This window comes from Streptomyces sp. NBC_01314 (genome assembly GCF_041435215.1).
GTDB lineage: Bacteria > Actinomycetota > Actinomycetes > Streptomycetales > Streptomycetaceae > Streptomyces.
Genome location: NZ_CP108394.1, coordinates 8,727,684 through 8,747,480, shown reverse-complemented (window position 1 = coordinate 8,747,480; position 19,797 = coordinate 8,727,684). Strand labels below are relative to the sequence as shown.

Below are 19,797 nucleotides of genomic sequence, written 5' to 3'. Positions count from 1 at the left end.
CCTGTCCAGGCCGCGTCCAGGAAGCGGGCGCGGGTGGGGCACGGACCGGGGAGCGTCCGATACAGGCGGGTGGTGGAACGTGATGCGGAAGCAGAGCAACGTCGAGGTCTTCCGGATCACAGGCGCCCGGCAGGGCCTCGCCGACGACGTGCGCGGCCGGCAGCGTCGCTACATCATCTCGATGTCCGTCCGCACTCTCGCGGTGATCGCCGCCGCGGTTCTCTGGAACGTCGAACGGCACGTCGCGGTCGTCGCGCTCGTGCTCGGCGCGGTGTTGCCGTACATCTCCGTGGTGATCGCCAACGCGGGCCGGGAGAACGCGCCCTCGCTGCCGTCCACGTTCGTGCGTGCGCCCATGCGTCCGATGATCACGCCGCCACAGGAGACGGGCCCCTCCGCCTCGGCCGAATTCGGGGCCGAGGGACGCTCCGCGGAATCCGTCCCGGAAGACGCCGCGGCCGATCCTGCGGACGGTCGGCGCAGTGAGCCGCGCGAGCGGGCCTGAGCACCGGGAATCCGGACGAAGCGGAATCGAATCACCCGCCAAGCTCAAGAAATGCTCAGATCAATCATGTAGTTCCTGTGCCGGGCAGAGGCCTACCCGTGACATACTTCGTACGCGCTCCGCATCCCCCGTCGGAGCGACAGACCGACGCCGGGCAGCTCCCCCCGTGGCTGCTCGGCGTCGCCTTTTCTGCGGCTAGGGTCGACGTGTGAACATCCTCAACGTCCCCGGCTCCGATCCGTCCTCCCCCGTCTGTTCGGCCAAGGGCTGTCGTGCCGACGCGGTCTGGGTGCTCGCCTGGAACAACCCGAAGCTGCACACGCCGGAGCGCCGTAAGACATGGCTCGCGTGCGACGAGCACCGGGAGCACCTGTCGCAGTTCCTGGGGGTGCGGGGGTTCCTGAAGGACGTCGTGAAGCTGGACGACTGGGAGGACCCGGCGCGGTAGAGCGCTCAGCCCCCGATCGCCGACATGGGGCGGTCCGGCTGGACGAACGACGGGTCGTCCAGGCCTGCTCCCGCCTTCTTGCCCCACATCGCCAGGCGCCAGACGCGGGCTATCTCCTCGTCGGGGGCGCCGGAGCGCAGCGCGGCCCTGAGGTCGGTTTCCTCGCGGGCGAAGAGGCAGGTGCGGACCTGGCCGTCGGCGGTGAGGCGGGTGCGGTCGCAGGCCGAGCAGAACGGGCGGGTGACGGAGGCGATGACGCCGACGCGGTGGGGGCCGCCGTCGACCAGCCAGCGTTCCGCCGGGGCCGAGCCGCGTATCTCGGAGCCCTCGGGGGTGAGGTCGAAGCGGGTGCGGAGGGACGTCAGGATGTCGCCGGCCGTCACCATGCCGTCGCGCTTCCAGCCGTGTTGGGCGTCCAGGGGCATCTGCTCGATGAAGCGCAGCTCGTAGTCGTGCTCCACGGCCCAGGCGAGGAGGTCCGGGGCCTCGTTCTCGTTCAGGCCGGGCATCAGGACCGAGTTGACCTTGACGGGGGTCAGGCCGGCGTCGCGAGCGGCGGCCAGGCCTTCGAGGACGTCCTTGTGACGGTCCCGGCGGGTGAGGGTCTTGAAGACGTCCGGGCGGATGGTGTCCAGGGAGACGTTCACCCGGTCCAGGCCCGCCGCCTTCAGGGCGGCTGCCGTGCGCTTGAGGCCGATGCCGTTGGTGGTCAGGGACATCTGGGGGCGGGGGGCGAGGGCCGCCACGCGCTCCACGATGCCGACCAGGCCCGGGCGCAGCAGCGGCTCACCGCCGGTGAAGCGGACCTCCGTGACGCCCAGGACGCGGACGGCTATGTCTATGAGGCGGACGATCTCGTCGTCCGTGAGCAGGTCGGGCTTGGCCAGCCACTGCAGGCCCTCCTCGGGCATGCAGTAGGTGCAGCGCAGATTGCACCTGTCGGTCAGCGAGACCCTCAGGTCGGTGGCCACTCGGCCGTAGGTGTCGATGAGCACGTGGGCCCCCTCCCTCGAAGCGGATCACAGATTCTCCAACACCTGCGAGCCTACGTGACGCCGCTGACAACATCACCGGCCGATTCGCACGAGACACGACGCGGGGCCGCCGTAGAGATCTACGACGGCCCCGGGCGGAGTGAGCCGGATCAGTGGGCTCCGGTGCCCGTGAGGGACCGGACCTCCAGCTCGGCGTACTTGTCGGCGTCGGGCTTCTCCTTGGACAGGACGGTGCCCAGCCAGCCCATCAGGAAGCCGAACGGGATGGAGATGATGCCCGGGTTCTTCAGCGGGAACCAGTGGAAGTCGACGTCCGGGAACATCGCCTTCGGGTCGCCGGAGACGACGGGCGAGAACAGCACCAGGCCGACGGCGACGATCAGACCGCCGTAGATCGACCACAGCGCGCCCTGGGTGGTGAACTTCTTCCAGAAGAGGCTGTAGAGGATCGTCGGCAGGTTGGCGGAGGCCGCGACCGCGAAGGCGAGGGCGACCAGGCCGGCCACGTTCAGGTCGCGGGCGAGGGCGCCCAGGCCGATGGAGACGATGCCGATGAAGACGGTCGCCCAGCGGGCCGCGCGGACCTCCTCGGCGCCGGAGGCCTTCCCCTTGCGGATGACGTTGGCGTAGATGTCGTGCGCGAAGGAGGACGACGAGGCGAGGGTGAGGCCCGCGACCACGGCGAGGATCGTCGCGAAGGCCACCGCCGAGATGGTGGCCAGCAGGATCGCGCCCCAGGCCGAGTCGACGCCGCCCAGGTGCAGGGCGAGCAGGGGGGCCGCCGTGTTGCCCGACGGGTTGGAGGCGATGATCTCCTCCTGGGAGATCAGCGCGGCGGCGCCGAAGCCGAGCGCGATGGTCATCAGGTAGAAGCCGCCGATGATGCCGATCGCCCAGTTCACGGACTTCCGGGCGGCCTTGGCGTTGGGCACCGTGTAGAAGCGGATCAGGATGTGCGGCAGACCGGCGGTGCCGAGGACCAGGGCGATGCCGAGGGAGATGAAGTCCAGCTTGGAGGTGCCGGTCGCGCCGTACTGGAGGCCGGGCTCCAGGAAGGCGGCGCCCTTGCCGCTGTTCTCGGCGGCGGTGCCGAGCAGATCGGAGATGTTGAAGTTGAACTTCAGCAGCACCAGGAACGTAATGAGGATCGTGCCGCTGATGAGCAGCACGGCCTTCACCATCTGGACCCAGGTGGTGCCCTTCATGCCGCCGATGGAGACGTAGACGATCATCAGCACGCCGACCAGGGCGACGATGAGGACCTTGCCGAAGTCCGAGGTGATGCCGAGCAGCAGCGAGACGAGGACACCCGCGCCCGCCATCTGGGCCAGCAGGTAGAAGATCGACACGACGATCGTGGAAGTACCGGCGGCGGTGCGGACGGGACGCTGGCGCATGCGGTACGCGAGGACGTCGCCCATGGTGTAGCGGCCGGAGTTCCGCAGCGGCTCGGCGACCAGGAGGAGGGCGACGAGCCAGGCGACCAGGAAGCCGATGGAGTAGAGGAAGCCGTCGTAGCCGAACAGGGCGATGGCGCCCGCGATGCCGAGGAACGACGCGGCCGACATGTAGTCGCCGGAGACCGCGAGGCCGTTCTGGAAGGCGCTGAACTGGCGTCCGCCCGCGTAGAAGTCGGCGGCGTCCTTGGTCTGGCGGCCGGCCCAGACGGTGATGGCGAGGGTCGCCAGGACGAACAGCCCGAACAGGGTGATGATCAGTGGCCGGTGCTCACTGGCTTCTCCGGCCGCGAGGACTGTCTGCTGTACGGGGCTCATGCGCCGCCCTCCATCCGGGACTTGATCGCCTCGGCCTTGGGGTCGAGCTTCGCGGCGGCGTGCCGCGAGTACCACCAGGCGATGAGGAACGTGGTGACGAACTGGGCGATGCCGAGGACGAAGGCGACGTTGATGTTGCCGAAGAGCTTGGTGCCCATGAAGTCGCCGGCGTAGTTGGAGAGTAGGACGTACAGCAGGTACCAGGCGATGAAGGCCACGGTCAGCGGGAAGGCGAACGAGCGGTAGGAGCGGCGCAGTTCGGCGAACTCGGCGCTCTCATGGACCGCGACGAACTCCTCCGGTGGGGGGAGATGATGTTCGGCCTTCGCGGGGGGCGGTGCGTCGGTTGCCACGGAGTCTCCTCGCGTCTCCGCCGCCGTCACGACGGCGGACGGAGACTGCTTCGCCGTCGGATCGGGGGACGGACGGGGTACGGACATGGGTCGGCTCTGTTCCTTCGGTGACGGGTGCACGATCGTGCTCGGGCTCCCTGCACAACGTCACGGCGGCGCACGAGGACCGGTTCAACCGTGCGCGTTTCTTTCGGGAACCGATGCGCAAGCGGCCCGGACGTGCGGTGACTTCGAGGGTTACCCCTCTGATTCGGCCTCCCGCCCATCAAGTCATTGCTGGCCGACGACGACCAGAGATAGCTTCGGGCTGCACCACCAACGTCATGTACCTGCCCAGGCACCCGTGCGTCCCGGGCCGGTTTCTTTGAAAATGATGTGGAGATCCCATGGCTCATCTGCGCTCCAGACGACGGCTCGCTCTCGCGGTGCCGGTCGTCCTGTCGCTGACCGCCTCGCTCGGTTTCCTGCCGGGTGTCGCCTCGGCGGCCCCGGTCGCGGAGTCCAGCGCCGCGACCGCGGCGGAGGGCCCGAACCTCTCGTACGTCGTGAACACGAAGACGAACAAGCGCACGATAGCCGCCGTGCAGGAGGCGATAGTCGAGGCCGGCGGCAAGATCGTGATCACGTACGCCGAGATCGGCGTGATCGTGGTCCACTCGACCGACCCGGGCTTCGGTGCGACGATCCGCGCCGTGCGTGGTGTGCAGTCGGCCGGTGCCACCCGGACCTCGCCGCTGACGCCCGCCGGTACGACGGACGTGGGCGCGGCCGACTACCTGACGGCCAAGGAGGCCGCGAAGGTGAAGGCCGCCTCGGCGGACATCCCCGGCGCCGAGCCCCTCGAGGCCGACCAGTGGGACCTGCGGGCGATCGGCGCCGACAAGGCCGCGAAGATCAACCCGGGCAGCAAGAAGGTCACCGTCGCCGTGATCGACACCGGCGTCGACGACACCCACCCGGACCTCGCGCCGAACTTCTCCGCCTCCCAGTCCGCCAACTGCAACGGCGGTGTCGCGGACACCAGCGAGGGCGCCTGGCGGCCGTACACGGCGGCGGACTACCACGGCACGCATGTCGCCGGTGAGATAGCCGCAGCCCGCAACGGCGTCGGTGTCGCCGGTGTCGCGCCGGGCGTGAAGGTCTCCAGCATCAACGTGACCGACCGCAGCAGCGGCCTCTTCTACGCGGAGAGCGTCGTCTGCGCGTTCGTGTTCGCCGCCGACCACGGCGTGGAGATCACGAACAACAGCTACTACGTCGACCCGTGGCTCTACAACTGCATGGACGACCCGGACCAGAAGGCGATCGTCGACGCGGTCAACCGGGCCCAGCTGTACGCCACGAAGGAGGGCACGCTGAACCTGGCGTCGGCGGGCAACTCCAACCACGACCTCGCCTCCGACGCGATCCCGGACGCCTCCAGCCCCAACGACACCACGCCGGTCGAGCGCACCATCGACCCGAGCGAGTGCTTCGACGTGCCGACCCAGCTGCCGGGTGTCGTCACGGTGAGCGCGACGGGCGTGAAGAACGAGAAGTCGTACTACTCCACGTACGGCAACGGCGTCATCGACATCGCGGCCCCGGGTGGCGACGCCCGCTACCAGCTCCCGGACACGCCGTCGAAGAACGGCCGCATCCTGTCCACCATGCCGAACGGCGCGTACGGCTTCCTGCAGGGCACGTCGATGGCGTCGCCGCACGCCGCCGGTGTCGCCGCGCTGCTGAAGTCCACGCACCCGGGGGCCAACCCGGGCCGGCTGCAGCGGCTGCTGAAGGCCGAGGCGGACAAGCACGCCTGCCCGACGTCGTACGACCAGAACGGCGACGGCACGCAGGACGCGGTGTGCCAGGGCGACCTGAACCTGAACGGTTTCTACGGGTTCGGCATCGTCAACGCCCTCAAGGCCGTCAAGAAGTAACCCTGCGAGCAACCGCACGAGGCGGAACGGCTGGGCGGTGACACCACCGCCCAGCCGTTCCGTTTCTGTTTCTGTTTCCGTTTCCGTTTCCGTTTCCGTTTCCGTTGCATAGTGCGGGTCATGACAGACATGAATCACGCGTGGGCGGCCCTGGGCGGCGATCCCGCGCTGTTGCCGAGGGTCTCGACCGTCGTACGGGACGGGGTGCTGGACGCCCGACTGCCGGTACGGGAGCTGGCGCGGGCCTGCGTGGGGGTGTGCGCGCTGGCGGCGGCCGAGTTGGGGGCGCGGCGGGCCGGGCTCGCGGAGGTGCCACGGGTGCGGGTGGACGACGGGGCGGTCGGCACCGCCTTCGTGAGTGAACGGCATCTGCTGGTCGACGGGCGGGCGCCGGTCTCCTTCGCGCCGCTGTCGCGCTTCTGGCGGACGGCGGACGGGTGGGTGCGGACGCACGCCAACTACCCGCACCACCAGGGCCGGTTGCTGTCCGCGCTGGGGGTGCCGGAGGCCTCTTCCGATCCGGTCGCCGCCGTAGGAGCGGCGCTCGCCGGGCGTTCGGCCCTGGAGGCCGAGGAGGCCGTGTACACGGCTGGGGGCCTGGCGGTCGCCCTGCGGACGGCCGAGGAGTGGGCGGCGCACGAGCAGGCGTGGGCGGTGGCGGCGCGGCCGCTGGTCGAGCACGAACGGCTGGACACGGCGTACGCGTGCGTGCCCGCCCCGATCGAGGGCGGGCCGCTGTCGCCCGCCGCCGGGATGCGTGTTCTGGACCTGACCCGGGTCATCGCGGGCCCGGTCGCCACCCGCACGCTCGCCCTGCTGGGCGCGGACGTCCTGCGCGTCGACCCGCCCGGGATGCCCGAGATCCTCGACCAGCACGCCGACACCGGTTTCGGGAAGCGGTCGACCATCCTCGACCTGGGCCGCACCGCCGACCGGCGCGCCTTCGAGGAGCTGCTGGCCGCCGCGGACGTCGTCCTCACCGGCTACCGCCCGGGCGCGCTCGACCGCTTCGGGCTGTCACCGGACGCGCTGGTCGCCCGCCGGGCCGGGCTGGTCGTGGCGCAGCTCTCGGCCTGGGGCGCGTACGGGCCGTGGGCCGGGCGGCGGGGGTTCGACAGTCTGGTGCAGGTGGCGACGGGCATCGCGGCGACGGAGGGTGCGGAGGAACGACCGGGCGCGCTGCCCGCGCAGGCGCTCGACCACGGGACGGGGTATCTGCTGGCGGCGGCCGTACTGAGGGCGCTCACCGAGCAGTCGGAGCAGGGGTACAGCAGGGTCGTCCGGCTGTCGCTGGCGCGGACGGCGGCTTGGCTGACGGGCGGGATCGAGCGCGCCCCGGGCGAGGGCGAGGCTCCCGGCGGGCCGGACGCGTGGCTCGCCGAGCGGGACAGTCGACTCGGGCGGCTGCGGTACGCCCTGCCACCGGTGTCCTTCGAGGGCGGGCCGGGTGACTGGGCACGGCCACCGGGGCTCTGGGGAGCGGACGAGGCGCGTTGGGGTTGACGCACGTCGAGTCACCGGAAGCTCTGAACCGTACGTATGGGTGGAATGTCGAACTGCCGGTTGTTTCCCGGCGCTTGCCTGCCACTTGCCCAGTTCTGGTGCGACTGGTGAACTTTTCGGGGTGAGCCTGACGAGACGGACCGCGGAGGCGACGGGGACGGGGGCGGACGAGCCCGAGCGGAGTTCCGGGCAACGAGCCGGGCGGCGAACGGGTCGGCCCGGAGGTGGGGCCGGCCGGGCCGTCGTCGTGCTCGTCCTGGTGGCCGTGGGCGCGCTGATCCCGCTGCTCGGGCCGCGGGCCACGCTGGACGGTACGGGTGAGGCCGGGGCGCCCGGGGCCGGGGGAATCGCCCTGTCGCGGGCGGTGCTCCTTGCGGCGTTGTGTGTGCCGGTGGGTGAGCTGTTCGTGGCGTGGCTGGTGCGGCGGGTGCCGGGCGCGCCCCGGGAGGCGCCGCGCGGTTGGGCGCCGTGGGCGGCGGGGGCCGGTTTCGTGGCCTCGTTGGGGCTGGCCTCGGTCGTGGCCACGGGCAATCTGGTGCCCGACTCCCCCGCCGACATGGACGTGGGCGGCCTCTACGCGACCCGGGACGGCAGACTCGCGCTCCTGGAGGTCAACGCCTTCGCGGCGGCCGGTCTGCTCGCGCTGTCCCGCAGGCCGGCCGCCCAGACGCTGCCCCTGGCCGCGATCGTGGTCGCGGAGGCGCTGCGCGCCCACCCCACCACGGAGGACAGCCCGCTCACCGGCACCGGTCTGACCCTGCGTGCGCGGCACTGTGGGCGGGCGGACTGCTCCATGTCCTGCGGACGTTGCGCACGCGCGCGTGGCACTCGACGGAGACGGGCACCGCCCTGTTGGGCCTCTACGCGCGCGTGGCCGCCGTTCTGCTCGCCGCCGTCACCGCCACCGGCGTGTGGAGCACGCTGCGCCGGATGCCGCCGGGCACGGTCCTCGACCAGCTGACGGAGACGGCGTACGGGCGTGCCCTGCTCGCCAAGGTGCTTCTCGTGGCCGCCGTCGCCGCCCTCGCCCTCCGGGCCCGGCTGCGGTTGCGCCGCGCGGCCGACGACCGGCTCGACGTCTGCGCTCCCGCGCGCGCCGAGGTGGCGGTGCTGGGCGCGGTCGTCGCGGTGTCGGCGCTGCTGACGGCACTGCCGGTACCGATCCGCTGGTGAGCGCCCGGACGACGGCGCCGACGGGCTCCCGCGCCTCGGGCTCGGGGACGTCCTCCGCCCTCGTGCCGTTCGGGGGAATGGCTGGTGCGCGTGTGGGGGCGGAACCTTCGCGCGGTCGAGCCGTTCGGCCTGCTCAGACCGTGTGCGTGGACGCCTCACCGTACGCCGGGGTGGGTTCGGGCCGCGTGCCGAGGGTGCCGAGGACCCCGTGGACCAGCAGGTACTGGGCCGCGAGATAGGTGAGCATGATCCACAGGTCGGGGCGGGGCGGTTGCGGCCACTCGGCGACGCCGGTCGCGATGAGCATGTCCGACACCACGAAGAGGGCGCCGCCGAGCCCCGCGACGAGCCCCGACCGCCCGGCCGCCCACGCCATCGCGGTCAGCAGGGCGCTGTATCCCGCGACGGGCAGCCGTAGTTCCGCCGGCAGGCCGGGCCACAGACTCGCGACGGCGGCGACCAGGGCGAGGGTGTACGCGACGCCGTACGCGAGGGAGCTCCGGGCTCCACGCGCGCGTGGAGCCCCCTTCTCGGGTCGCCGGACCTTCCCGAAGAGCACGAGGTAGCAGACGTGCCCGACCGCGAAGGAGCCCATCCCGGCGAGGAAGGCCGGCTCGACGTCGGAGAGGAGCAGCACGTCTCCGCCCCAGCCGAACAGCAGGGCGGCGACCAGCGGTCGAGGCCCGCCGCGCGTGTACGCATAGGCCGCGAGCAACGGCATCAGCAGGGGCTTGGCGACGACGTGCCCGGGAGTGGAACCGAGGGCGAGGGCCCCGAGGTCGACGACGGCGGCGACCCCGAACGCGGCGAGGAGGACAGAGGCCCTGTCCCATCTCACGCGACGGTCCCCGTGACGGTGGCCGTGTCCTCGTCGGTCACCGCGGCCCGCTCGGACGACTGTGCGGGCTGCCAACCGGGCCCGCGGAGGATCCGCCCCGCCCGTTCTCCCCAACTCCCCGCCTTCCGAAGGTCCTTGGCGATGGAGACGTACTCATGGGTGGCGACCCGCAGCGGGTTGTATGTGCCGATGTTCTTGGTCAGCCCGTACACCGGCCGCTCGGTCTCCTCGACGAACGACCCGAAGAGCCGGTCCCAGACGATGAGGATGCCGCCGAAGTTGCGGTCCAGGTAGCCGCCCTGGGAGGCGTGGTGGACCCGGTGGTGCGACGGCGTGTTGAACACGAACTCGAACGCGCGGGGCAGCTTGCCGATCCGCTCGGTGTGGATCCAGAACTGGTAGACGAGGTTGGCGGAGGAACAGAAGGCGAGCGCGGCCGGGTGCACGCCGAGGGCGATGAGCGGGACGTAGAAGGGCCACACGGTCAAGGTCGTCCAGGGTTGCCGCAGGGCGGTCGTCAGGTTGAACTTCCGGCTGGAGTGGTGGACGACGTGGCAGGCCCAGAGGATCCGGATCACGTGGTGGCCGCGGTGCGACCAGTAGTAGAAGAAGTCCTGCGCGAGCAGCATCAGCGGGACCGTCCACCACAGGACGGGTACGCGCAGCGGGGTCAGCTCGTAGATCGCCGTGTAGATCGCGACGATCGGGATCTTCCAGAGGAAGTCGAAGACGAGACTTCCGAGCCCCATGCCGACGCTCGTCGCGGCGTCCTTCGTCTCGTACCCCGCGGCATCGTCGTCCGGATGGATCCGGACACTGATCACCTCGATCACGGTGAGCAGCACGAAGGCGGGTATCGACCACAGCACGACATCGGGCAGGTTCGGCATGTGGGCACGGTAGATCCGCTGGTCGGCTGGGGCTAGACGTTGTTACTGACAAGTATTCCCAGTGGTACGCGCTTGCTTCTTGGCGTTCTCCACCAATGCGGGAGGCCACGAAGGGGCCTGCGTGCCTCAGCCGGATGCGACTGTCGCGTGCCCGCCCGGAGTTGTACGGTGCCGCGCCGGCCCTGCCACCCGAACCGCCCGGGCCGGCACAGATCGAGCACTCGGCGCCGCCCCCTTCCCCCGAACCGTCTCGGCATCGGGTAACAGGCTGTCAGTCCCGGCCCGTATCCTCATGGACCATGCTCGAAGACCACACGACCGCAGCGCCGCAAGCGCCTTGGCCGGCCGCGTATCCACAGGGGTACGCGGTCGTCGACGTGGAGACGACCGGACTGGCCCGGGACGACCGGATAATCTCCGCGGCTGTGTACAGACTGGACGCGCGGGGCGAGGTCGAGGACCACTGGTACACGTTGGTGAATCCGGAGCGCGACCCGGGGCCGGTGTGGATCCACGGACTGACGAGTGACGTGCTCGAAGGGGCGCCGCTCTTCCCTGAGATCGCGGAGGAGTTCTCGTCGCGGCTCGCGGACCGCGTGCTCGTCGCGCACAACGCGGTGTTCGACTGGTCGATGATCGCCCGGGAGTACGCGCGCGCGGAGACCGAGGCGCCGGTGCGGCAGCGGCTGTGCACGATCGCATTGTCGAAGGAACTGGGGCTGCCGTTGCCGAACCACAAGCTGGAGTCGCTGGCGGCGCACTTCGGGGTCGTGCAGCAGCGGGCGCACCACGCGCTGGACGACGCGCGGGTGCTGGCGGAGGCGTTCCTGCCGAGTCTGCGGGCCGCCGCCGCGAGCGGTGTACGGCTGCCGCTGCACGAGTGCCGGCCGCTGACCGAGTGGCGGGACAGCCCGGCCGCGCCCCGGATCGGACAGCAGGCGGGCCCCGGCGGCTACGGCAGCTATCGACCCACCAGTTGGCGGCCGTCACGGAAGCGGCCCGCGTGCCCCCATCCCAACCCCGGGCGTTACGAAGACGGCACACCGCTCAAGCAGGGCATGCGGGTCGCCTTCTCCGGCGACACGTCGATCGAACGCGACCTGCTGGAGGACCGTGCGATCGAGGCCGGGCTGCATGTCGCGACGAGCCTTTCCCGGGTGACCAGCCTGCTCGTCACCAACGACCCGGACTCGAACACGTCGAAGGTCGTCAAGGCCCGGCAGTACGGAACGCCGGTCGTGGACGAGGCGGCCTTCGGGCAGTTGCTCCGCGATGTCGAGCCCGCGGACGAGTGAGTGGCGGGTAAGGCCCGCGGAGGCGGCCGTACGGATGGGTGATTGCCGCGCGACTCGCCCGCCGCCCGCTCGCCCGCACGGTGGTGACGGCCCACCCTGTGGCGCATGGCGAGATGCGAAGTTTGCGGCAATGACTACGGAATGACCTTCGAAATTCACGCTCAGGGAGCGGTGCACGTCTTCGACTGCTTCTCCTGCGCGATCCACCGCATGGCCCCCATCTGCGAGCACTGCCGGGTGCAGATCATCGGCCAGGGCGTCGAGGTCGAGGGCCACTGGTACTGCGGCGCCCACTGCGCGCGGGCCGAGGGGAAGGCGGGGATCGTCGACAAGGTCTGACCACGTCCTCGGCAGGGCCCCGGACGGCAGAGCCCCGGACGGCCGGGCCTCACGAGGTCCGAGCGCACACCCGCCCGAACACGCCCCACGACCGAGTTGTACGGTCGTGGGGTGTACCGCTTCCTGTTGTCCCGGCAGTGGGTGATCCTCACGCTGCTCTCCCTCGTCCTGATCCCGACCATGGTCAGGCTGGGTATTTGGCAGATACACCGCTATGAGGAGCGCAGCGCGCGCAATCAGCTCGTCGCCGACGCGCTGGCCGCCCAGCCGGTCCCCGTGGAGCGGCTGACCTCCCCCAAGCACACCGTCACCAGCGCCGAGCGCTACCGCACGGTGACCGCGAAGGGCCGCTTCGACACCGACGACGAGGTCGTCGTCCGCCGGCGCGTCAACGCCGACGACGAGGTCGGCTTCCATGTCCTGACCCCGTTCGTGCTCGACGACGGCAAGGTGCTGCTCGTCAACCGGGGCTGGATCCCCGCGGACGGCCCGAGCCAGACGGCGTTCCCCCGGATTCCCGCGCCGCCCGGCGGCGAGATCACCGTCACCGGGCGGCTGATGCCCGACGAGACGACCGAGGCGAGCGGGATCAAGGATCTCAAGGGCCTGCCGGACCGGCAGATCATGCTGATCGACAGTGAGCGGGAGGCGGACCGCCTCGGCGTCCAGGTGCTCGGCGGCTATCTCGCGCAGACGGCGCCCGAGCCCAAGGGCGCCACCCCGGAACAGCTCGGCAGCCCCGGAGACGAGAACGCCGCGCTGAACTACGCCTATGCCCTGCAGTGGTGGCTCTTCGCCCTCGGCGTTCCCATCGGCTACGTCATCCTCGTCCGCCGGGAGCGCCGCGACCGCACGGAGGCCGCGGCCGGTGCGGAGGCGGAGGCCGGTGCGGAGGCGGAGGCCGGTGCGGAGGCGGAGGCCGGTGCGGAGGCGGAGGCCGGTGCGGAGGCAGAGGCGGAGGAGACGGCGCCCGCACCGGCGTAGTCAGGGTCGGAGCCGGAATCGGGGTCGGGAGGGGGTTCGGCCTCATGTCCGGCCACGGCGACCGGTCGCGCTCTCCCGCCAGTACGCGAACGTGCGCTCCGGCTCGGGCAGCAGGTCCCACGGATGGCGTGTCATGTGGCGGCCGAGGCGCTGGAAGACGGGGGCCGCCTCCGCGGGGCGGTGGGCGCGGGTCAGGGCGAACGCGAGGATGTTAAGGTCGGTGACGCCTTCGGCGTGGAGTGCGGTGCCGACGTCGAACCAGCTCTTGAGGGCCAGGTCGATCTCGTGGACGGATCGGGGCTCGTTCCAGTTTCCGCCGCCCGAGCCGAGAACGCCCAAGGGTGTCGCCCCCTGGCGGTGGGCCATGAGTTCGACGCGGGCCGCCACCGGGAGCAGGGCGAGCGGTGATCCGTGCGGTGCGCGGGCGGCGGCCTGCCAGGCGAAGTCCATCATGTCGGGGACCGTCCCGTGTCCGCGTGGCGACAGGTAGCGCAACAGCCGGTGGTAGGACGTCCGGAGCCAGGGGGCCCGGTTGACGGCCTCGGTCCACGCGGGGACGGCGTCCTTGACCGGCACGGCACAGGCGTACATCAGGGACAGCAGCGCCAGCCAGGGGGTGGGGTCCTCGGGGCAGGCCTCGGCGGCGCGGAGGCAGGAGTGTTCGGCGCGGCGGACGGCGTCGTGGTCGGTGGCGGGGGCGCGGTTCGACGCGACGAAGGCGTGCAGGGTGAGGGCGTCGCCGTCTCCCGGGCGGTCGGCGGTCCAGCGCTGCGGGACGGCGGCGGGGAGGCGTTCGGCCAGGACGGCGAGGCGGTGCGCCCGGCGGTCCCAGTCCCGGCCCGTGGCCCTCAGCAGGTCGGCCACCGCTTCCCACGGGGGTCGGGTGCGGCCCGCGCCCAGGCCGTGCAGCTGTTGGGCGGGGCGGAGTTCGGTCAGGGTCGTGTGCAGGGGGTCGTCGTCGAGTTCGGGGCGGATCAGCAGGGAGGGTCGGCGTCTCAGCATCTCTGGATCCGGTCGGGTCGGGGGTGGCCGGGGGTGGGCGCCGTGGGGTTGCCAGGCGCCCGGCGGCTGTGGCTGGGCGGGGGTGGGTTTCACTCACCGGCGCTCGCCGGGTGCCGCTGCGCCCACCCGTGCCGCCCCAGCGGCACGACTGCCCGCAGCTGTGCGCGGGTGGGTGGGCAACCGCCCCAGCTGCGGGGCTTCCCGCAGCTGAGGGCCGCTGAGTGGGTGGCGGCGGTGCTGTGTGTGTCCTCGCGTCGTGGCCTCAGCAGCAGCGGCCCTCCGGGTGTTCCTCTCTGCGCAGGGTTCGCCAGACGTCGTACTCCCGCCGGGTCGGTAGCGGCGCCTTCGGATGGTGGCGGCGGTGCCGGTCGCAGTAGCGGTCGTACTCCGCCTCTCCGGTCAGCTCCCGCAGGTACCAGCGGACGGTGCGTACCCAGTGCCGGGCGGTGCGGGCGGTCACCGGCGGGCCCCCACCAGTTCGTCCTCGCCCCGCTCCGCCGCGTCGATGCGCGACTCGACGTACGGAGCCTCGGTCGACGGCAGCGGGACCGGGGAGCGTACGGCGCGGACGCACACCATGGCGCAGTTGACCAGGACCGTGAGGACCAGGATCAGGAAGATCGCCATGATCACGCCGTCGACCGTGTTGTTGATGACGATCGTGTGCATGTCGTCCATGGTGGTGGCCCCCGGCAGGAGGTCACCCTTGTCGATGGCGGCCGCGTACTTGTCCCGCAGGGCGAAGAAGCCGATCGCGGGGTTGTCCGAGAAGATCTTCTGCCAGCCGGCGGTGTAGGTGACGGCCACGTCCCAGGCCAGCGGGATGCCGGTGACCCAGGCCCAGCGCAGTTTGCCGGTCTTGATGAGCACGGTGGTGGTGACGGCGAGGGCGACCGCGGCGAGCAGCTGGTTGGCGATGCCGAACAGCGGGAACAGCTGCTTGATGCCGCCCAGGGGGTCGGTGACACCGGCGTACAGGAAGTAGCCCCAGGCGCCGACGACGATGGCGCTGGTGATCCAGATGCCCGGCTTCCAGGTGACGCGGCCGATCGGCTTCCACACGTTGCCGAGCATGTCCTGGAGCATGAAGCGGCCGACGCGGGTGCCGGCGTCCACCGTGGTGAGGATGAACAGGGCCTCGAACATGATCGCGAAGTGGTACCAGAAGGCCTTCATCCCGGCGCCGCCGAAGACTCCGGCGAAGATCTCCGACATGCCCACGGCCAGGGTGGGCGCACCGCCGGAGCGGCCGACCAGGGTCTCCTCCTCGACGGCCTTGGCCGCCGCGGTGAGCTGTTCCGGGGTGATGGTGAAGCCGAGGTTCTTGACCGCCTCGGCGGCGGTGTCGACGGTCGGTCCGAGCAGTGCGGCCGGGGAGTTCATGGCGTAGAAGAGGCCCGGCTCCAGCACGCACGCGGCGATCAGGGCCATCACGGCGACGAAGGACTCCGTGAGCATGGAGCCGTAGCCGATCAGCCGGACCTGGGACTCCTTCTGGATCAGCTTCGGCGTGGTGCCGGAGGAGACCAGGGCGTGGAAACCGGACAGGGCGCCGCAGGCGATGGTGATGAAGAGGAAGGGGAAGAGGGAACCGGCGAAGACCGGTCCGGCGCCCGTGTGGGCGAACTCGGTGACCGACTCGGCGCGGAGGTTCGGGGCGGCGATCACGACACCGACGGCCATCAGGGCGATGGTGCCGACCTTCATGAAGGTGGAGAGGTAGTCGCGCGGGGCCAGCAGCATCCACACGGGGAGTACGGAGGCGACGAAGCCGTAGCCGACCAGGCAGAAGACCAGGGTCTCGGGGCTCCAGACGAAGTACTCGGCGAGCGAGGAGTCCTGGATCCAGCCGCCGCCGAGGATGGCGAGCAGCAGCAGGGCCACCCCGATGAAGCTGGTCTCCACGACTCGGCCGGGGCGCAGATAGCGCAGGTAGAAGCCCATGAAGAGGGCGATCGGGATGGTCATCGTGACCGAGAAGGTGCCCCAGGCGGACTCGGCGAGGGCGTTGACTACGACCATCGCGAGAACCGCGAGCAGAATGATCATGATGGCGAAGACGCCGATCAGCGCGGCGGCACCCCCCACCTTGCCGATCTCGTCGCGGGCCATCTGGCCGAGGCTCTTGCCGTCCCGGCGCATGGAGAGGAAGAGGACGATCATGTCCTGGACCGCACCGGCGAAGATCACACCCGCGATGATCCAGATGGTGCCCGGCAGATAGCCCATCTGGGCCGACAGCACCGGTCCGACCAGGGGGCCGGCGCCGGCGATGGCCGCGAAGTGGTGGCCGAACAACACCCGCTTGTCGGTGGGGTGGTAGTCGACGCCGTCCTCAAGTCGTTCGGCCGGCGTGGCCCGGGTGTCGTCGACCTGGAGGACCCGGCGGACGATGAACCGCGAGTAGAAGCGGTAGCCGATCGCGTACGAGCCGAGGGCCGCCATGAGCAGCCAGACGGCCGAGATCTCCTCGCCCCGGGACAGGGCCAGCACGGCCCAGCCGATCGCGCCGACGAGGCCGACGGTGATCCAGAGCGCGATCGACTTGGGTGACATCCGGGACCCCTCCGGCGCCTCGGGATCGGGGCCGGGACCGGTTTCGGGCATGGCTGATATGGACATGGCGGCTCCTGAATTCAACGGATGGTGCGGCGGAGAGAAGCGGGGAGACGGCGGGAGCGTGCGGGGGATGGCGGGAGAGTGCGGCTCAGCGATGCCGGTCGGAGCGCCGTCCGTCCGAGCGGTGTCCGTCCGGGCGATGGCGGTCCGTCAGCGCGTACGCGGCGAGCAGGCAGAGGCCGCATCCCGGGACCCAGGCGAGCTGGTACCAGTAGAAGAACGGCGTGCCCGCGAGCCGTGGCTCCGCACCGGCGTACCAGGGGACCCAGAGCAGTCCCGCGGCGGGGGCGAGGAGCAGTACGGCGATCGCGACGCGCCGTAGCCGCTGGTGACCGTTGTGTGCCATGAGCTGTGCTCCTCTCCCGATCGCTGTGGGTCTGTGCAAGAGTTGCCCACCCGCCGGATCCGGTTGACAGCGAATTTCCAGAAGATTTCCCGCCGATCCGTGTCCTCCGAACCGGCCACCCACGCAACCAACACGCGAGGGCCCAGGTACACCCGGGGGCTCAGGCACACCAAGGACGGTGACCCGTGGCGGACGCTGCCATGACCGCGACGTTCCTCGCCGTGATCGGCGGAGCGTCGCTGCTCGCCGTCACCGCGCGCCGGCTGCGCCCCACCGACCGGCTGCCCTCACTGGAGGGCTGGGCGCTGGCGGACCGCGGCCTCGGCCCGGTGTGGACCTGGCTGCTGCTCGGCGGCACGATCTTCACCGCGTACACCTTCACCGCCGTGCCCGGACTGGCGTACGGCAACGGGGCGCCCGCCTTCTTCGCGGTGCCGTACACGGTGATCGTCTGTCCCCTGGCCTTCGTCCTGCTGACCCGGCTGTGGGAGGTGGCCCGGCGGCACGGGTACATGACGGCCGGGGACTTCGTGCGCGGGCGGTACGGTTCGGCGCCGCTCGCCCTGGTGGTGGCGCTGACCGGGATCCTCGCGACGATGCCGTATCTGGCGTTGCAGCTGCTCGGCATAAGGGCGGTGCTGACGGCCGGCGGCCTGTACCCGAAGGGCGCGGCCGGTGACCTCGTGATGGTCGCGCTGTTCGCGGGGCTCGCGGTGGCGACGTACCGGCACGGCCTGCGGGCGCCCGCCGTGATCTCGGCGCTGAAGGCGGTGGCCGTCTTCGTGTCGCTGACCGCCGTGTGCTGGCTGGTCCTCGACCGGTTCGGCGGTCCGGGCGCGGTGTTCGAAGGAGCGGCCCGCCGCCTCGGTGGCACGAGTGTCGAGCAGTCCGCACTGCTCCTCTCCCCCGAGCAGCAGCCCGCCTACGCCACTCTCGCGCTCGGCTCGGCGCTGGCCCTGCTGATGTACCCGCACGTCCTCACCGCCGGATTCGCCGCCGACGGGCCGCGTACGGTCCGCAAGGTCGCGGTCGCGCTGCCCGCCTGGACGGGTCTCCTGGCACTCTTCGGATTCCTCGGCGTGGCGGCGCTCGCGTCCGGGGTGCGGGCGCCCGAGGGCGGTGCCGAGGCGGCCGTGCCGATGCTGGTGGACCGGCTGATGCCGGGGCCGCTGGCCGGACTGGTGTTCGGCGCGATCACCGTGGGCGCGCTGGTCCCGGCGGCGGTGATGTCGATCGCGGCCGCCACCGGCTTCGTCCGCAATGTGTATGTCGAGTACTTCCAGCCCACCGCCACGCCCAAGCGCCAGGTGCGCATCGCCAAGGTGGTGTCGCTGACCGCGAAGGTGGGGGCGGTGGCGTTCGTGTTCGGGCTGCGCGACCAGGACGCCATCAACCTCCAGCTCCTCGGCGGGGTGTGGATCCTGCAGATCTTCCCGGCGGTGGCGATCGGCCTGTTCACCGGGCGGCTGCATCCCCGGGCGCTGCTGGCCGGGTGGGGCGTCGGCATGGTGACCGGCACCTTCCTGGTGGTGCGCGAGGGGTTCTCTTCGATCGTGCTCCTGGGCGGCGGCTCGCTGGAGATCTACGCCGGCCTGCTCGCCCTCCTGCTCAACCTGACCGTCGCCGTCCTCGGCACCACGGTCCTCGAACGGCTCGGTGTCCCGCGTGGCGCCGACGCGACCGACCTACCGTCCCGCCTGACCGTCAGGCGGCGCCCCGAGACGGGAGCGAGCAACCCGTGAGACGCAGACAGCACATGCGTGTGCCAGTGCCCCCGGCGGCTGCGACACCCGTGACCGCCGCCGGGCCCGTGGGCCGGATACCGGCTCCGGCCGCCGCCGAGCCACCGGTCTCCAGCCCCGCGCTGGTCTCCGATCCGGCGCTGGTCTCCAACCCCGCGCTGGTCTCCGATCCCGCGCTGGTTTCGAACCCCGCCCTGCCGCCGGGCGCCCTCGGTGATCCCTCCGACGTGGAGCGTGAGGTGGGTGTCGCCCGGCTGTTCGAGCTGCACTACTCCTCGATGCTGCGGCTCGCGGTGCTGCTGGGCGCCGACGACCCCGAGAACGTGGTGGCCGAGGCGTACTACCAGATCTACCGCAAGTGGCGGCGCCTGCGGGACGCCGAGGCGGCGGAGGCGTATCTGCGCTCCACGGTCTGCAACCTCACCCGGATGCGGATACGGCACCTCCAGGTCGCCCGTAAGCATGTGGAGGCCCCGGCGGCGGAGGAGCCGGTCGCCTCCGCCGAGAGCACCGCGCTGCTCCACGACGACCAGCGAACACTGATCGTCGCGCTCCAGCGGCTGCCCGCCCGGCAGCGGGAGGCGCTCGTGCTGCGCCACTGGCTCGGGCTGAAGGAGAGCGAGATCGCGGCCGCGATGGGTATCTCCTGCGGCTCGGTCAAGACCCACACCGCACGCGGCCTCGCCGCCCTGACCCAGGCGATGGAGGCCCGGCGATGAACGACACCACCGGCAACGACACGGGTCAGGACCGCACCGAGCGGGACCTGGCCGAGGCGCTCGCCGCGCTGGCGGGCGGGGTCCACGCCGCCCCCGACGCCTACCGCTCGGCCCGCGGCGACTGGCTCCGCCGCGAACGCCGCCGTCGCCTCGTCCTGGCCGTCCTCGTCCTCCTCGTCTTCACCCTCGCCACCCTGCTCGGCCTCTGGGTCCTCAACCAGGCCCCGTCCGGCTCCGGGGTGATCTTCTCGGGGGTGGGAGGGACGACGGCGGGAACGGGGCCGGGCTGACGGAGGGGGTGCCGTCGCCGTGCCCGGCCGCGGGCCCCGGATCCCCTTGGACTGATCAC

The 19,797-nt window shown here is 71.2% G+C and carries 19 protein-coding genes and 1 pseudogene; 11 read left to right on the top strand and 9 right to left on the bottom strand.

What is annotated here, in order from left to right; genetic code table 11:
- The first annotated feature begins 82 nt into the window (after window positions 1–82).
- Together OG622_RS38470 and OG622_RS38465 are read left to right on the top strand one after the other, a co-directional pair.
- A complete protein-coding gene (locus OG622_RS38470; protein WP_371581238.1) occupies window positions 83–505 on the top strand; it encodes a DUF3099 domain-containing protein in 423 nt (140 codons plus the stop codon).
- A 208-nt stretch (window positions 506–713) separates the two neighbouring features.
- The gene (locus OG622_RS38465; RefSeq protein WP_371581237.1) at window positions 714–953 is read left to right on the top strand and encodes a hypothetical protein; all 240 of its coding nucleotides are present in this window, start codon (window positions 714–716) and stop codon (window positions 951–953) included.
- Between the two features lie 5 nt (window positions 954–958).
- On the opposite strand, the gene moaA is transcribed toward OG622_RS38465, so the two are convergent.
- The 3 genes from moaA to OG622_RS38450 all read right to left on the bottom strand — a co-directional run bounded on the left by moaA (window position 959) and on the right by OG622_RS38450 (window position 4,076).
- A complete protein-coding gene (gene moaA, locus OG622_RS38460; RefSeq protein WP_371581236.1) occupies window positions 959–1,948 on the bottom strand; it encodes a GTP 3',8-cyclase MoaA in 990 nt (329 codons plus the stop codon).
- A 149-nt stretch (window positions 1,949–2,097) separates the two neighbouring features.
- Complete coding sequence (locus OG622_RS38455) at window positions 2,098–3,723, bottom strand: cation acetate symporter (protein WP_371581235.1); 1,626 nt, start codon at window positions 3,721–3,723, stop codon at window positions 2,098–2,100.
- A complete protein-coding gene (locus OG622_RS38450; RefSeq protein ID WP_371581234.1) occupies window positions 3,720–4,076 on the bottom strand; it encodes a DUF485 domain-containing protein in 357 nt (118 codons plus the stop codon). The genes OG622_RS38455 and OG622_RS38450 overlap by 4 nt, the downstream gene beginning before the upstream one ends.
- A gap of 386 nt (window positions 4,077–4,462) precedes the next feature.
- Here OG622_RS38450 and OG622_RS38445 point away from each other — a divergent pair, with 386 nt between their 5' ends.
- From OG622_RS38445 to OG622_RS38435, 3 genes and pseudogenes are all read left to right on the top strand, one after another.
- The gene (locus tag OG622_RS38445) at window positions 4,463–5,998 is read left to right on the top strand and encodes a S8 family serine peptidase (protein WP_371581233.1); all 1,536 of its coding nucleotides are present in this window, start codon (window positions 4,463–4,465) and stop codon (window positions 5,996–5,998) included.
- Between the two features lie 120 nt (window positions 5,999–6,118).
- A complete protein-coding gene (locus tag OG622_RS38440) occupies window positions 6,119–7,501 on the top strand; it encodes a CoA transferase (protein ID WP_371581232.1) in 1,383 nt (460 codons plus the stop codon).
- A 121-nt stretch (window positions 7,502–7,622) separates the two neighbouring features.
- Window positions 7,623–8,674: pseudogene (locus OG622_RS38435) on the top strand (CopD family protein).
- Window positions 8,675–8,807: 133 nt separating this feature from the next.
- On the opposite strand, the gene OG622_RS38430 reads toward OG622_RS38435, so the two are convergent.
- Window positions 8,808–9,512 carry a lysoplasmalogenase gene (locus tag OG622_RS38430; protein ID WP_371581231.1) on the bottom strand — a complete coding sequence of 235 codons (705 nt, stop codon included), beginning with the start codon at window positions 9,510–9,512 and terminating at the stop codon, window positions 8,808–8,810.
- The gene (locus tag OG622_RS38425) at window positions 9,509–10,402 is read right to left on the bottom strand and encodes a sterol desaturase family protein (RefSeq protein ID WP_371581230.1); all 894 of its coding nucleotides are present in this window, start codon (window positions 10,400–10,402) and stop codon (window positions 9,509–9,511) included. Before OG622_RS38425 ends, OG622_RS38430 begins: the two co-directional genes overlap by 4 nt.
- A gap of 299 nt (window positions 10,403–10,701) precedes the next feature.
- Between OG622_RS38425 and OG622_RS38420 the strand changes: the two genes are divergently transcribed.
- The 3 genes from OG622_RS38420 (at window position 10,702) to OG622_RS38410 (ending at window position 13,020) form a co-directional block, all read left to right on the top strand.
- Window positions 10,702–11,697 carry a DEDDh family exonuclease gene (locus tag OG622_RS38420; RefSeq protein ID WP_371581229.1) on the top strand — a complete coding sequence of 332 codons (996 nt, stop codon included), beginning with the start codon at window positions 10,702–10,704 and terminating at the stop codon, window positions 11,695–11,697.
- A 105-nt stretch (window positions 11,698–11,802) separates the two neighbouring features.
- On the top strand, window positions 11,803–12,036 hold the full coding sequence (locus tag OG622_RS38415) for a hypothetical protein (RefSeq protein WP_078531414.1): 234 nt from the start codon (window positions 11,803–11,805) through the stop codon (window positions 12,034–12,036).
- A gap of 111 nt (window positions 12,037–12,147) precedes the next feature.
- Window positions 12,148–13,020 (top strand): SURF1 family protein, encoded by an 873-nt coding sequence (locus tag OG622_RS38410; RefSeq protein WP_371581228.1) that lies wholly within the window; start codon window positions 12,148–12,150, stop codon window positions 13,018–13,020.
- A 42-nt stretch (window positions 13,021–13,062) separates the two neighbouring features.
- Here OG622_RS38410 and OG622_RS38405 read toward each other — a convergent pair whose 3' ends face one another.
- From OG622_RS38405 to OG622_RS38390, 4 genes are all read right to left on the bottom strand, one after another.
- Entirely contained in the window at window positions 13,063–14,022 is a 960-nt protein-coding gene (locus tag OG622_RS38405; protein WP_371581227.1) for a hypothetical protein, read from the bottom strand.
- A 262-nt stretch (window positions 14,023–14,284) separates the two neighbouring features.
- The gene (locus OG622_RS38400; RefSeq protein ID WP_371581226.1) at window positions 14,285–14,482 is read right to left on the bottom strand and encodes a YbdD/YjiX family protein; all 198 of its coding nucleotides are present in this window, start codon (window positions 14,480–14,482) and stop codon (window positions 14,285–14,287) included.
- Complete coding sequence (locus tag OG622_RS38395; protein WP_371581225.1) at window positions 14,479–16,644, bottom strand: carbon starvation CstA family protein; 2,166 nt, start codon at window positions 16,642–16,644, stop codon at window positions 14,479–14,481. Before OG622_RS38395 ends, OG622_RS38400 begins: the two co-directional genes overlap by 4 nt.
- Before the next feature lie 85 nt (window positions 16,645–16,729).
- Entirely contained in the window at window positions 16,730–16,987 is a 258-nt protein-coding gene (locus tag OG622_RS38390; protein ID WP_371581224.1) for a DUF3311 domain-containing protein, read from the bottom strand.
- Between the two features lie 185 nt (window positions 16,988–17,172).
- On the opposite strand from OG622_RS38390, the gene OG622_RS38385 reads away from it, so the two are divergent.
- From OG622_RS38385 to OG622_RS38375, 3 genes are read left to right on the top strand one after another with little or no spacing between them, the layout of a single operon-like run.
- Window positions 17,173–18,729 carry a sodium:solute symporter gene (locus OG622_RS38385; protein WP_371581223.1) on the top strand — a complete coding sequence of 519 codons (1,557 nt, stop codon included), beginning with the start codon at window positions 17,173–17,175 and terminating at the stop codon, window positions 18,727–18,729.
- Window positions 18,726–19,448, top strand: a complete 723-nt coding sequence (locus OG622_RS38380) for a SigE family RNA polymerase sigma factor (RefSeq protein ID WP_371581222.1) — start codon at window positions 18,726–18,728, stop codon at window positions 19,446–19,448. Before OG622_RS38385 ends, OG622_RS38380 begins: the two co-directional genes overlap by 4 nt.
- Window positions 19,445–19,738, top strand: a complete 294-nt coding sequence (locus OG622_RS38375; RefSeq protein ID WP_371581221.1) for a hypothetical protein — start codon at window positions 19,445–19,447, stop codon at window positions 19,736–19,738. Before OG622_RS38380 ends, OG622_RS38375 begins: the two co-directional genes overlap by 4 nt.
- Window positions 19,739–19,797 lie beyond the last annotated feature (59 nt).